Source organism: Agaribacterium haliotis, from assembly GCF_002312815.1.
Taxonomy (GTDB): domain Bacteria; phylum Pseudomonadota; class Gammaproteobacteria; order Pseudomonadales; family Cellvibrionaceae; genus Agaribacterium; species Agaribacterium haliotis.
Map to the genome: position 1 here is coordinate 84,834 of NZ_NKQJ01000009.1, position 13,309 is coordinate 98,142.

The window sequence follows — 13,309 nt, forward strand, 5'->3', positions numbered from 1 at the left end:
TGTATGAACTTACAGGGTTTTAGCTTGAATTAAATTTTTAGCGACGCTAACTATAGGTGCTTTAAGCACACTCCTAGGGTTTGCTGTTGCCGTGCCGAACTTGCTCTTCAGCAGGCAGCAGCTGGATTGCCCTTGTCTGTTTTTGCTCTTGAGCTTGCTGTTGAGATGGCGCTTGCACTTGTTTTTGCCGTGTTAAGCTCTGTAGCTCTGCTTGCGGCTGATCATCTGCAACTTCAAACGCGCGCACAAACGCCCGGCTCTGGCCTTGCAATTCAACGTAGACATTCAAATACGCCGTGCCCGGCGCCAGCGCTTCGACTTGCAATGGCAGTTCGGCCAAACCTTGTTTTAGCGGCAATATATAGGGCTTGGGCTGCAGCTGTGCCGCAACAGACGAGCCTTTAAGGCTCAGGTGCACACGCAGTTCACCGCTTTCTTGTTGCGCGCGAAAGCGATAAAGCAGCTCAGCACGTTCACCCAACACCAGCTTTTTAGTTTGCGGCCCGGGCATGCGCACTTTTGCCCCGGGTTTTTGATAAGCAAGGCCCGGGGAAGCTTTGCCGGCAGTGTTGTTTTGGTAAGTGTTGTTTTGGTGAGTATGGGGCTGGTAAGTATGGCTCTGGTCGATGTGCGGATGGTTAGTATGCAGCCTGTCGCCACTTGCGCTTTGATGGTGATTGTCGGCTACAAGCGCAGCAGAAGAAAACGCAAAAATAAGCGCGGCCGTCAGCTGAGCTGTTTTAACATACATCATTAAACTTCCCTCCAGCTCAGGTCAAAGCAGGCGGCGGCCAGGTCGCCATCTTCTTTGGTGTTCACGGCATCGTAGAGTTCCAGCACATAAGTACCTGCTTCAAGGTTTAGTGTTTCTTGCTCTGTGCCACTGTTTGTACTGTCCATAAAGGCGATGTAGGCGCCCTGGCGAAACAGCACCATGTCCGGGTCTCTATCACCGGTGCCAACGCCGTTTAGCGATGCGGTAAATTCATAGTTTGCGCGGTGCGGAACTTCAATTTGCACAAAACGCCGGACTTCAAAATAGTTGTAGTAGTTGCCATCGTTTGCGCGCGAGCACAGATTGATGGACGCGCCGAGTTCAAGCTGGTGGTAGATAGGCAAGGCGATGGACGAGCCACCGCTGTTTGTTTCAGCTTCACCCCAGGGGCCGCTGCCGTAGATCTCGTAGCTGTTTGCCAGCTGCTCTAGCTCGGCGGCTTCAGCCGAAGAAATCTCACCTTGCAGGCTCGCCAAAAACAGATAAATCGAACTCAGGGCATCGGAGCTGCGAAATTGCTGGCCGGTGTAGGCGCGCAAAAAGTTCGGCAGGCCAAGGGCTACTGCGTCGCCCTGTTCACTGTTGTCGTCGAGCACATCGTAGACCAGCGAGGCCACACTCGATTCGCTAAACCAACCGAGGTTCGGGTGGCGCTGTTCGATATTAAAAGCAAAACCGCCTTGCTGCTGAGACCCGGCGCTATCGCCAAAAAAACCGTCGCCGCGCAGAAAAGCCGGTATCGCATTGGCTGTGCCTTCGCTAAACGCCACGCGCATATCGAGCTTGTCATTCTGACTGTGACTGCCACCTATGCTCTCTGAGCGCGACAGTGTTGCTTCAACAAAATGAAAGAATTCATGCTGCACCACCGAACGGTCGTATTCATCGCTGTCGTTGTCGGCCCAGCCAAGCAGGTAAATCGCCTGTTGGCGCACGTCGTAGTGGCTGGTGCCAATATTGCCATCGGCAACGTCGCCGTCGAGGGCTTTGTTGTCGGGGCTCCAGCGCAGCTCGAGCGGCAGCATATCGCTGTCTAAACCCGCATCGCTCAGCGCAACGACCAGCTCATAAACCGAATCGAGAATAGCAAACGGCGCGGCCGAGCGCGGGCCGCCATAGGCCTGGCCTGTCCAACCGGAAGCGGCGTGCAAGTCGCGCTGGCTATTGCTGTCACCACTGCTTATCAAACTGCCCTGCACGGCATAGAGGTTGTTGTTATTGGTATTGTCGCTGACCTGGAAATTCCAGCTCGGCTGCTGATCGCGTTTGATTTCAGCCAGTACCCGCACCCGCACATCGGTTGCGCGCGGCGCGCGCAGTTCGTAGTTGCCAAGCTCGTCACTGCTGACTTCATCGAGCGCTTGGTTGTTCTCATCGAGCAGCTGCACCGTGACCGCGCGCATTGGCAAGCTGGCAATATTGCCGTAGTCGAGCGCGCCGTTGGCGGCTTGCGGAACAAAGTCGTAACTCAAGCTGCCGCTAACAAAAACGTCATCGGCACTCGGGCTGCGCGAGGGCTCGGGCCTTGGTGAATTTTGTATAGAAGGGGAGGGCGAACTTGCCGGCGCGACACCGCTGCCACCGCTGGAACCACAGGCCGCGAGCACAAGGCAAAGCACACTGGCAATTAGGGCCGGCCACAACGGGCCCGCTGATTTTATCATTAGAGTTCTCGAGGCCCTGAATTAGAAGGGCTGTGACAGGGCTCGCTAACAAACCCTAGCGCGTTGCGATGGCGATAAATTCCCTATTGCCGTCACCGCCGCGTATTTTACTTTCTTTCCAGCTTAGTAGTTCCAAGCCTAACTGCCCGAGCAGTGTACGTATTTTTAGTGCCACTTGTGCGTACAAGTCTTCATTTTTTACCAGGCCGCCTTTGGCTATGCCCTCTGGGCCAACTTCAAACTGGGGTTTAACCAGCGATATCAACACCGCGTTGTTTTTTAGTACGCCGACAAGTTCAGGCAAGATTAAAGTCTGGCTGATAAAGCTGACATCCATCACCGCCAAATCAAAACGCTCGCTGGGGAAATACTGGCCGAGCTCGCGTGCATTCACCCCTTCCATACAGCGCAAACGCCTGTCGCCGCGCAGGCTAGCGGCAAGCTGGTTTTTGCCAACATCGACCCCGCAAACACTGGCACAGCCGTGTTTTAACAGGCAATCGCTAAAGCCGCCGGTGCTCTGCCCAACATCAATCGCCGACAGCTCTGCCCAGTTGGGCTTTAAACCGAGTTCAGCTAGCGTTTCGATGGCACCTTCAAGTTTTAAGCCGGCGCGGCTGACATAGCGCAGCTCTTCGGCCTGCAATATGCGAAACTGCAAACTGCGATCAAACTTGGCATTGGCTTTAGCGACTTGCTGCCAAACACCGCCGCGGCCAAATTCCACTTTGCCTGCGTCGATTAAACGCTGAGCAAGCGTGCGGCTGCTGCACAGCCCCAATTCGACCAATAGTTTGTCTATACGTTCACTTGCCATAGAAATAAAAAAGCCCTGCTCTTTGTGTGCTGCGAATATAGTGAGGCCGGCGCAGCTGTGCAAGCTAAGCCGCTGCAGCTGACTTACACATTAAGACGCAGCTGATATAGCTGCTTAATGAACACAGAGGCAGTAAAAACTGTACAGAAAAAAGCCGATAAAACATTGACAGAGAAAGGCGCAATCCTTATAGTGCGCGCCTCGTTGTCCCGGTGGCACTTATAAGTAAGCGCCGATACAACTGATCTTACTGTTATTTTGTAGAGCGCAGTATAAATATTACTACAAAGCCCAGGTGGTGAAATTGGTAGACACGCTAGCTTCAGGTGCTAGTGGGGGCAACCCCGTGGAGGTTCAAGTCCTCTCCTGGGCACCATATTAAAGAAAACCGAGCACTGCTCGGTTTTTTTATGCCTGCCTGTCGAGGACTTCGCCCTAATCGCTCCCGGCTCCTTGCCTCCTGCGATACTTGTATATCCATATACATCGTCCTGGCACCATATTAAAGAAAACCGAGCAATGCTCGGTTTTTTATACCTGCCTGTCGAGGACTTCGCCCTAATCGCTCCCGGTTCCTTGTCTCCTGCGATACTTGTATATCCATATACATCGTCCTGGGCACCATACTAGTGCTTGCGTTTTGATCAATCTAACTTTCCTTGATTCAGCTTATCCATCAGCGCAAAGCTAATGCTGTCGCTACCAGTGTCCGCCCCGGCTAGCTTGGCATAGGCCTCGGCCAGTTCGGTATCGAGGCCGAAGTGATCGGGGATCCAAGGGAAGACGATGTATTTGCTGCGATGCTCTTGTAGCCACTTTGCTTTTTTCTCCACTGACCAATCGAGTCGGTGGAAGCAGGGAATTAAACGGCTACCAAGCTCGCGTTCAAGATCGAGGCGGTAACCGCCACTGTCGTCGATGGTTTCGAGCACTAAGTTTAAGCGTTCATAGGCCTGCATTAGCCAAATAAACTGCTGTTCATTGTTTAGCGGGCTGGATTCACTGTCGAGTTCGTTAAAGGCCATCTGAAAAAGCACCTCGGCATCTTCAAAATAACGGGCGACCTTGTTCCACAAGTTTGGTGTACACAGCAGCTCTTTTTTGGGTAGGGCTTTGGTCAGCAATTTTTTATAACTTGAGGCTTTCGCCTCGGCAACAATCAGCTTCGCTTGCCAGTATTTTTTTAAGTCACGGTTGTCGCAGATTAACGCGGCAAGCAGCCCAAGCCAGCTGTACTACACTTTGAGCGAAGGTCAATAGACAAGGAGAGTTGCAGTGCAAACTCATGGTCAAGAGTCTGGTAACGATGGCGCTTACAAAAGCTCTATAAGCGCAAATAACAAAGAACTTAAGAACTACGCACGCTGGTGTTATGCCCAGCTAAGTGATGATGCCCTACAGGTCTTGCGTGAGACACTTTGGGTGTTTTATATAAAAAGTAATAGCTGGCTGCATTCGGGCATTGTTAGAATTTTTGCTTATCACCTCGAACCGATGGTGCCGCGCATGCATATTGCGATACTGCGCGGTAAATTGGATGCCGAGCTGCCTGCGCCGGACGATGTCGAAAAACAGGCCAGGGTGATTGCTACAAGCATTTGTGAGTTGCTGCAAAAAGGCGAGCTCAACTCGGCGCAGCTGCTGAATCAGCGCGCCAAAGAACATATTTCACGCCAGAAGCAATTCTCTATTAATTAGCGCTCAGGCCCTAGCTATCTGCTGTAACAGCGGGCTTTGACCTCAAGATAGTGGTTGCCCGCTGCAGGTACTCGGCACTCTCGCGGCCCAATTCGGTAAGATAACCTCCGTCCACCTGGCTGGTCAGGCCTTTTTCAAATAAGCGCTCGGCGGCTGCAATCACGTTACTTTCGGCACTGCTGTGAATTTTTAAACCGAGCTGAGTGCTACTTAAGTCAAAGCGCAGTAACAAGTCTATCTCTTCAACTAAGTCTTCTGACAACATGGAGCCACCTCTTGGTATGCTTTTGTTTATATTATTGCTTTGGCCTGTACTGACCTACGTATACGAGACCTGAAATACGATTTTTACACGCCGCCAGCGCTTTGAAAAACACAGCGGCAAGTTCAGCGTGTTTAATTTCTAACTACAGGGCCCTAGATCAAAAAAAAACAGCTTAATCTTTAAACGACTCTTTAATTTCTACAATCTTATCCAGGTTCTTTACAAACAGAGGCACAAGCTGCGGGTCAAAGTGGCTTCCGGCGTCTTTTTCTAATACTGCAACCGCATCTTCGACTGTCCAGGCTTTTTTGTAGGGCCGCTCTGAAGTCAGTGCATCAAATACGTCGGCAATTGCAACAATGCGGCCGATGCGGGGAATTTCTTCGCCCTCAAGGCCTTTTGGATAACCGCTGCCATCCCATTTTTCGTGGTGGGTCAGGGCGACAATGCGCGCCATCTGCAACAGTTCGCTGTTGTCTCGGCCAAGAATCTCAGCGCCAATTTCGGCGTGGCTCTGCATAACTTTCCACTCGTCGGCGTCGAGTTTTGCCGGTTTTTGCAGTATGGCATCGGGAATGCCTATTTTGCCAATATCGTGCATCGGCGCCGCCGCCAGTAATAAGTCGCAGTCGCGCTCGCTCATACCGCAGGCCTCGGCAAGTATGCGCGAGTAGTGGCTCATGCGGACAACATGCATACCGGTTTCGTTGTCTTTGTATTCAGCTGCAAGGCCTAAGCGCTGAACTATTTTCATTTGGGTTTCAGCAATTTCCCGAGTTTGCTCTTTGACTTTCTTATCGAGTTCTCGGTTTTGGTCATAGAGGGCAAGGTGAGTTTTAACACGCGCTTTAACAACCGGCGGGCTTATCGGCTTGGTAATATAGTCGACGGCACCGAGCTCCAGGCCTTTTAGCTCATCTTCCTGAGTAATCTTGGCGGTTACAAAAATAATCGGTATGTGGCGGGTGGTATGGTCTTGTTTTAGGCGCCGACAGACTTCGTAACCATCGATGCCGGGCATCATAATATCTAGCAGAATCAGGTCGGGCTGGCTCGCAAGGCTGGCGATTTTCAGTGCCATCTCACCATTTTTCGCGACTTTTATTTGGTATTCTTGTTTTAACACGCCAGCTAATACATCGATATTTTCTGGGGTGTCATCAACCACTAATACGCTTGCTCTATCCGACATCACTTATTCCTTGTTCGCTTTATTAAACAGCTGATTTTTTATTTTTACGACTCAGGCTTGCTCTTGTTAATCTAGCGGCGATTTTTTAATTCTGTAATGGTTTGCCGCGCTTGGTCAAATTCATAGTCTTCTACCTCTTTGAGCAGGCGCTTAACTTGGCTGGCATGCAAACTCGCAAGCAACTGTTGCTGGTGACTGTATAGATAATCGGCCACTTCGGCATCGTAGTTTGAGAGTTTGTTATCAAGTTCATTCAACAGCGCCACTAACTGTTCAAAGTTTAGCTCTGGTTTGGCATCGGCTTCGAGTTCTTGATCCGCTCCGCTACTTTTAACATTTTTACTAAGTGTTTGCAGTTGTGTACAGAGATGCGCCAGCTTTTCCGCTAGCTCATCGAGTACGGTGGCGTCCTGAGCTTGCTGACTTTGCCGTTCAAGCTCGGCGCTTAGGTGCTGGATTTCTTCTGCGCCAATACTTCCAGCCAGGCCTTTTAAGCTGTGTGCTAGACGGGTTGCCAGTTCCAGGTCCTGAGCTTGACGCGCTTCTTTGTATTGATTGGCAAAGTCTTGCTGGCTGAGCGAGAATTTTCGTAAAAGCTTTAAATAGAGTTGTAGATTGCCTTCGGTTCTAGCAAGGCCGTCTTCGCTATTAAGACCATCTATCGCCGGTAGTTTGTCACTGCTGGCAAGCTGCGTTGTTGCTTTTATTGTTAGCGGCTCTTGCGGTGTAATCCACTCGGCCATGGTGATAAACATCTGCTTAATATCCAGAGGTTTAGCGATGTGATCGTTCATACCAGCTGCTATGGCCTTTTCTCTATCGCCGGCCATGGCATTTGCCGTCATTGCGATAATAGGTAGAGCCTGACCCCAGCGCCGGCGTATCTCTTTTGTTGCACTATAACCGTCCATAACCGGCATCTGGCAATCCATTAAAACGCCGTCGTAGTTATTCTGCTCGAGTTTATCGAGCGCAATTTGGCCGTGCTCGGCGCTGTCAACCTTCATATGGTTATTTTCCAATAACTCTACAACCAACTCTAAGTTCAGTTCGTTGTCTTCAACAACCAATAAATTCGCACCAGCCAGTTTATTTTTTGCTTCGAGAACTTCTTGCTGTTGCAATTGAGCGCGCGGCTGGCGCTGACTTTTATAGCCGAGGCTGCGCATAATGGCATCGAGTAAACTCGAAGCAGTTAAAGGTTTGGTTAGCATTGCGGCAAGTTTTATATCTTTTGCTGCAAAGCTTAGCTCCTCGCGACCATAGGCCGTTACCATAATAATTTCAGGAGCTTCATCTTGCGCGCTGTTAGCGCAGATAGCCTTGGCTGTTTCAATGCCATCCATGGCTGGCATTTTCCAGTCGAGTATCACTAACTTATAGGGCTCTTGTTTTGCATCGTCTATCTTTTCAAGCGCGTGGCGACCACTGTTAACAACATCGACGGACAAATCAAAAGAGCGAAGCAAACTTGCGATAATTTCGCGCGCACTTGCGTTGTCATCAACAACCAGTACACGTACACCTTTAAGTTCTTCTCTACTAATGCTCGGCGATTGATTTTTTTCCTCTTGCAAAGCAAAGACAGCGGTAAAATAAAAACGGCTACCAACACCGGGTTCAGATTGTAGCCATATGTCTCCGCCCATTAACTCACAGAGTTTTTTACTGATCGCCAGCCCTAAGCCTGTGCCACCATGTTTGCGGGTTATCGAGCTATCTGCCTGGCTGAAGGCCTGAAATAGTTTTTGCTGTTGCTCTTTGTCCATGCCTATGCCGGTGTCGGCAACACACAGCTGAACTTCGACCTGTTCTTTAGCTAGCTTAAGTACTTTAAGCTCTACGACAACTTCACCCTCTTCGGTAAACTTAAGCGCATTGTTGACCAAATTAGTCAAAACCTGGCCTAACCTCAGAGGGTCGCCGATGAGATTAGACGGTAATTTCTGATCGATATTAAACAGAAGCTCAATACCTTTTTCTTCTGCTTTTAATGCAAGCAAGTTGCTTAAACTATCTAAGACTGAGTCAAAACTAAAATCTATGTGTTCTATATCTAGCTTGCCCGCTTCAATTTTTGAAAAATCGAGAATGTCATTGATAATGCCAAGCAAAGCTTTAGCTGAGCGATACACTTTATCGATATAATTTCTCTGCTTTGCATCAAGCTGTGTTTCTAAAGCGAGGTGGGACATGCCAATAATCGCGTTCATCGGCGTGCGAATTTCGTGGCTCATATTAGCGAGAAAATCGCTTTTTGCCTGGTTGGCATTTTGAGCTTGCTGGCGGGCTGAAATAAGTTGCTCTTCTAGTTTTTTCTGATCATCAATATTTAGATGTATGCCTATCGCCCGGGAAGGGCTACCGTCGCTGTTGTATTCGACAATTTTCCCTATATCCATTAACCAGAGGTAGGCGCCGTCTTTACAGCGCGCACGCAGCTCAACACTGTAAAGTTCGGTTTCGCCATTAATATGCTGGTTAAATGCGTCCCGGCTCGATTGTTGATCGTCGCTGTGAATTAAACTAAACCAGGTTTCGTCGGCGTTGCTTAAGTTGTGCCATTTCTGTTGTTGCTCGACGTCTTTGCAAATATCTTCGAGTTCGTAGCCGAGCATGCTTGCGTAAACTTTATTCACTTTGACCTGCTGAGCGGCAATGTCGTAATCCCACATACCCAGCTGGGCGCTGGTGGCAGCAAGATCTAAGCGCTGCTCTGATTCTTTTTGCAAAATTTCAGCGAGCTTTTGTTCGGTTATATCAAATACAGTGCCGTCGTAATATAGCGCTTTGCCGCTGTCGTCGTAACTAAACTGAGCTTGAATTTTTACGTGTTTCATCACCCCTGAAGCGTGCATTAAACGTATGTCGTCATCGATAGGAATACGCTTTTTATGCGCCTCAACTAGCTGCTGTTGAACACGTTTAAAATCATCTTTATTAATCAGCTCGCCTATCTTTCTTTTAGCTTTAGGGCCGATAAAATCCTCTAATGCAAAACCTGTTATTTCTTCAAGCTTGGAGCTTGAGTACATCATGTAGCTATCATTGATAATGTCTTCGCCTACTTTATAGCGATAAATAGAACCCTGTAGATTTTCGACAACATTTTCAAACTGCTCTTGGCTTTCTCTCAACTCCGCAGTTCGCTCTGCTACAGTATCTTCTAGCTTTTCATTATCTCTTTGTAAACGCTTGTGTATCATGCGGCCCAACCAGAGTGCGGCAATCGATAATAAAACGCTCAGTGCAGCGACGGTGGCAATAATGCCCCCTACAACATTTTCGTAGAATTTATAGTTTTTTAAACTTTCATCGAGATCCATTTCTGCGACAACACCAAAACCGTAGACTTCATCCCAGTGCCACGCGCCAATGACCCAGTGGCCGCGGTAGTCGCGGTAGGGCACATCACTCTTGCCTATTTCGTGCCGGGATATCGCCGCTGCGCTAACCGTTAAAGGGTATTTATCTACATTTGTTGCTGGTTGCTCTGCGCTGAGTTCTCTGCCCGGGTCGGCCACTCGCAGTTTTAGCAGTTCCGTTTCTCCGGCTTTTAACAGATGCATCTGCCTTAGTTGCTCACCAAAACGGCTAAACGACATCATCAAACCCTGCTCACCAACAAAATAGGATTCACCCGTTTCGCCAACTCGGCCCTCTTGAGTCAACTTGGCAAATTCTTTGTACGGGTCGATGCGCAGTGACAGCAGAGCAGCTACGCTTTTATTGATGGTTATCGGGCTCAATACAAACATGGTAGGAATATGATCAGCATTTATGCCATCCGGACCGGGCAGGGCAACATCTGAGGGCATGGGTGGGGTAATTACGGCCTCGCCATTAAAAGCTCGTTCAAGCAGCTCCGGATAAAACTTGGCGACAATGTTTATATCCGCCAGGTTGCTGTCTCGGCTTGAGGCGATATTTTTGTAGTTTGCATCAATAATAAAGTAGCCGAGAGAACCAAAGGGCTCTTCGTAACGCAGATAAGCAGAGCGTGACCACAGCATATCTGGGTTGGCCAGTAGCGCACTTTGAGTGATCTCTGCGTCGACTAAGCGCAGTACTCGCTCATGCAGTAGCGGATTGATAGCAACGGTAGTCACCCTGTCCATCCAACCCTCTGTCCAGCTTTCCAGAGCGGCGTTGGTGGTTCGCACGAGGGTGCTCAGCGCTTCAACACTTTCTTCGCGCTCAAGTTGGTTGATTTTTTTAAGGCCAATGAGCGCAATAACCGTCAGCAGTAGTAAAAAACAGACGATACCGCTGGCTACCAGCAACTGGTTGCTGCGATCGTTAAATGCTTGGGTAACGTCTTGGCGACAGCGGCGATAGAGTAAAGGGAAAAGTATCAGTAAAAAACAAGCTAGACATAACAAGCTTGTATAGAGGAAGGCACTGCTCATGATTTGCTGTCATTCCGGCTGGTTGAACAAAGGCCGAGTACAACAAACTTCTCTCAACTAGGCCCATCCTAGGCATAACAGCAATGAAGGAAAAGCGCCGTTTTGATATTGGCGCGTTTTTATATATCAAGTTCAAGACAGCCTTAAACAAGGCAAGCGCAAGTAAAGTGCTGTTAAGCTTCTTTGATTCTAGTACGCCACGGGCATTTGCATGCCTTAGCTCTCAAGCTTATTGAGCTTGAGAGTGAATGAACCCTTGTCTTGGGCAACAAACAATTCACTGTCGGTGATACTCAGACTCCAGCAAGGGTTGCGCGGTAGATCTTTAGCTAACAACTCTATGCCGGCCCAATCAAAACAATAATATTCCGCAGGAAGTTTGAGCAAAACGCTGTGATTTTCTAACCACCACTGGGCGCTCTTTTTATTGAAACTATAGATTTTTACCTTGTCGGCCAAACGACAAGCTTTTTTCACACGTTCGACTTTAGGTTCACCGACATCAAGCCACAGCAATCTTTGCCCACTTAAGCTTAGCTGCTCAATATCGGGATCATCTGGCACACAAAGACCTTTGCTAAAACTCAGGCCCTCTGCGACATTTAAGCAATACGCGAGTACACGCACGAGCATGCGCTCGCTGTTCTCGGACGGGTGCTGAGCGACGGTCAAGTCTACAGCTTCGTAGACATGACGGTTTAAGTCACTCAGCTGAATATTGAATTTATAAATTGTTGAGGATAAAGCCATAAGTTATATAGATAGTAGGTGGGTGCTTGTTAAGCCCCACCTTGAGCTAATTAAGACTTTTTAGTCGGGCGCTGCCAACCGTCAAGGTTGCGCTGCTTGGCGCGACTGATAACAAGCTGGTCGTCGTCGCTGTCTTTAGTAACAACAGATCCCGCTGCGACAGTAGCCATTTTGCCAACTTTTACGGGTGCAACTAAGGCGCTGTTGGAACCGATAAAGGCACCGTCGCCAATTTCAGTCTTGCTTTTGTTTACACCATCGTAATTGCAGGTAATGGTACCGGCGCCGATATTCACACCCTCGCCAACTTCAGCATCACCAACATAACTTAGGTGATTCACTTTCGAGCCGAGGCCTATATGAGCTTTTTTAGTCTCTACAAAGTTGCCAATTTTTGCACCATCGGCAAGTACGGTGCCGGGGCGCAGGCGCGCATAAGGGCCAATCGTACAGTTCGAACCTACTTTAGAGCTTTCCAGCACAGAATTGGCATCTACGGCGACGTTGTCGGCTATTTCTACATCTTTTAATACACAATTTGGCCCTAGTGTTACATTATTACCTAGCTTGACGGCACCTTCGATAACGCAATTTACGTCGATTTCACAGTCCATTCCCACTTCAAGGCTGCCGCGCAGATCAAAACGAGCCGGGTCTTTGAGGCACAGGCCTTGCGCCATAAGTTCGTTTGCCTGATCAAGCTGGAAGGCGCGCTCAAGTTCAGCCTGCTGGGCGCGGTTGTTGATGCCGGCGACTTCAGTTTCGCTGTCGGCAACAACGGCGTTAACACTCAGGCCTTCACTGCGGGCCATGGCAATGATGTCAGTTAGGTAATATTCGCCTTGGGCGTTTTCATTGCTGAGTGCTGGCAACCATTTGTGGAGTAGGGCAGCGCTCACTGCCATAACACCGGTATTACCTTCGGTAATGGCAAGCTGTTCTGCACTCGCATCTTTTTGCTCAACGATGGCTTCGACTTCACCCTTTCCGTCTAAGGAGTTAGATCGAATAATCCGCCCATAGCCCGTTGGATCAGCGAGTTCTACAGTTAGCAGGCCCATGCTGTTGGCGCTTACGCCTTCAAGCAGCTTGGCAAGTGTGCTCTTTTTAATAAGTGGAACGTCGCCGTACAAAATTAAAACGGCGTCATCATTGTTTAGTTCAGGCAGTGCCTGTGCGACGGCATGACCCGTACCGAGCTGTTCAGTTTGTTCAACAAAAACCAAGCCGTCACCAGCAACAGATTCTTTAACCTGTTCACCACCGTGGCCAACAACAACGATGGTTTTGTTTGCATCAAGATCTGCGGCGCAGTCGATAACGTGTTGAACTAAAGCTTTACCGCCAACTGTGTGGAGAACTTTAGGTTTGCTTGAGCGCATACGAGTACCTTTACCCGCTGCGAGAATTACTACGTCGGTCATTCCGAATGTTCCTAATCAAAGCGTCCTTTTTAGGACTTTTTAGTGTGTTCCTTATAAGCGCTATTGTGCCACAGACGAGCTACGGTATTCACAGTCTGGACACGCCGTGAACACATACTCTCTACGCTCGCGGGGCAGGCTTTCCGTGTAGGCTCAGTCGCAGCATCTCGGCAACTGCTCCTGCGTTGCTCTACCTTTGCAAATCCCGAAGCCCGGTGCAAATTTGAAATATGGCTAAAACCAAAACTTTCTAGAATCCTGCACGATGGTCGAAGAGTGGTTTCCAATAGGCCTTCTCAGACTGTTGAAGACATG

The 13,309-nt window shown here is 49.1% G+C and carries 10 protein-coding genes and 1 tRNA gene; 2 read left to right on the forward strand and 9 right to left on the reverse strand.

Annotated features, from left to right (window positions below):
- Nucleotides 1-73: 73 nt before the first annotated feature.
- From CFK45_RS11690 to CFK45_RS11700, 3 genes are read right to left on the reverse strand one after another with little or no spacing between them, the layout of a single operon-like run.
- Nucleotides 74-754, reverse strand: a complete 681-nt coding sequence (locus CFK45_RS11690; RefSeq protein ID WP_143247569.1) for a hypothetical protein — start codon at nt 752-754, stop codon at nt 74-76.
- Nucleotides 754-2,439 (reverse strand): hypothetical protein, encoded by a 1,686-nt coding sequence (locus tag CFK45_RS11695; RefSeq protein ID WP_096086625.1) that lies wholly within the window; start codon nt 2,437-2,439, stop codon nt 754-756. Before CFK45_RS11695 ends, CFK45_RS11690 begins: the two co-directional genes overlap by 1 nt.
- Nucleotides 2,440-2,494: 55 nt before the next feature.
- Nucleotides 2,495-3,256: a TlyA family RNA methyltransferase gene (locus tag CFK45_RS11700; RefSeq protein WP_096086745.1), complete on the reverse strand. Its 762-nt coding sequence runs from the start codon at nt 3,254-3,256 to the stop codon at nt 2,495-2,497.
- Between the two features lie 289 nt (nt 3,257-3,545).
- Here CFK45_RS11700 and CFK45_RS11705 point away from each other — a divergent pair.
- A tRNA-Leu gene (locus tag CFK45_RS11705) sits at nt 3,546-3,632 on the forward strand.
- A gap of 268 nt (nt 3,633-3,900) precedes the next feature.
- Here the strand turns inward: CFK45_RS11705 and CFK45_RS11710 are convergent.
- On the reverse strand, nt 3,901-4,380 hold the full coding sequence (locus tag CFK45_RS11710; protein WP_096086626.1) for a hypothetical protein: 480 nt from the start codon (nt 4,378-4,380) through the stop codon (nt 3,901-3,903).
- A 151-nt stretch (nt 4,381-4,531) separates the two neighbouring features.
- Between CFK45_RS11710 and CFK45_RS11715 the strand changes: the two genes are divergently transcribed.
- Nucleotides 4,532-4,954 (forward strand): hypothetical protein, encoded by a 423-nt coding sequence (locus CFK45_RS11715; protein WP_096086627.1) that lies wholly within the window; start codon nt 4,532-4,534, stop codon nt 4,952-4,954.
- A gap of 10 nt (nt 4,955-4,964) precedes the next feature.
- Here CFK45_RS11715 and CFK45_RS11720 read toward each other — a convergent pair whose 3' ends face one another.
- From CFK45_RS11720 to glmU, 5 genes are all read right to left on the reverse strand, one after another.
- Entirely contained in the window at nt 4,965-5,219 is a 255-nt protein-coding gene (locus CFK45_RS11720; RefSeq protein WP_096086628.1) for a TIGR02647 family protein, read from the reverse strand.
- A gap of 172 nt (nt 5,220-5,391) precedes the next feature.
- The gene (locus CFK45_RS11725) at nt 5,392-6,411 is read right to left on the reverse strand and encodes a response regulator (protein WP_096086629.1); all 1,020 of its coding nucleotides are present in this window, start codon (nt 6,409-6,411) and stop codon (nt 5,392-5,394) included.
- A gap of 71 nt (nt 6,412-6,482) precedes the next feature.
- Nucleotides 6,483-10,820 (reverse strand): response regulator, encoded by a 4,338-nt coding sequence (locus CFK45_RS11730; protein WP_096086630.1) that lies wholly within the window; start codon nt 10,818-10,820, stop codon nt 6,483-6,485.
- 216 nt (nt 10,821-11,036) lie between these two features.
- Entirely contained in the window at nt 11,037-11,570 is a 534-nt protein-coding gene (locus CFK45_RS11735) for a YaeQ family protein (RefSeq protein ID WP_096086631.1), read from the reverse strand.
- 50 nt (nt 11,571-11,620) lie between these two features.
- Nucleotides 11,621-12,994 carry a bifunctional UDP-N-acetylglucosamine diphosphorylase/glucosamine-1-phosphate N-acetyltransferase GlmU gene (gene glmU / locus CFK45_RS11740; protein ID WP_096086632.1) on the reverse strand — a complete coding sequence of 458 codons (1,374 nt, stop codon included), beginning with the start codon at nt 12,992-12,994 and terminating at the stop codon, nt 11,621-11,623.
- Nucleotides 12,995-13,309 lie beyond the last annotated feature (315 nt).

Excerpts from the sequence above, each read along its gene's own strand:
- CFK45_RS11690 (WP_143247569.1), bottom strand. The coding sequence starts at position 754 with ATGATGTATGTTAAAACAGCTCAGCTGACGGCCGCGCTTATTTTTGCG.
- CFK45_RS11695 (WP_096086625.1), bottom strand. The coding sequence starts at position 2,439 with ATGATAAAATCAGCGGGCCCGTTGTGGCCGGCCCTAATTGCCAGTGTG.
- CFK45_RS11700 (WP_096086745.1), bottom strand. The coding sequence starts at position 3,256 with ATGGCAAGTGAACGTATAGACAAACTATTGGTCGAATTGGGGCTGTGC.
- CFK45_RS11720 (WP_096086628.1), bottom strand. The coding sequence starts at position 5,219 with ATGTTGTCAGAAGACTTAGTTGAAGAGATAGACTTGTTACTGCGCTTT.
- CFK45_RS11725 (WP_096086629.1), bottom strand. The coding sequence starts at position 6,411 with ATGTCGGATAGAGCAAGCGTATTAGTGGTTGATGACACCCCAGAAAAT.
- CFK45_RS11730 (WP_096086630.1), bottom strand. The coding sequence starts at position 10,820 with ATGAGCAGTGCCTTCCTCTATACAAGCTTGTTATGTCTAGCTTGTTTT.
- CFK45_RS11735 (WP_096086631.1), bottom strand. The coding sequence starts at position 11,570 with ATGGCTTTATCCTCAACAATTTATAAATTCAATATTCAGCTGAGTGAC.
- glmU (WP_096086632.1), bottom strand. The coding sequence starts at position 12,994 with ATGACCGACGTAGTAATTCTCGCAGCGGGTAAAGGTACTCGTATGCGC.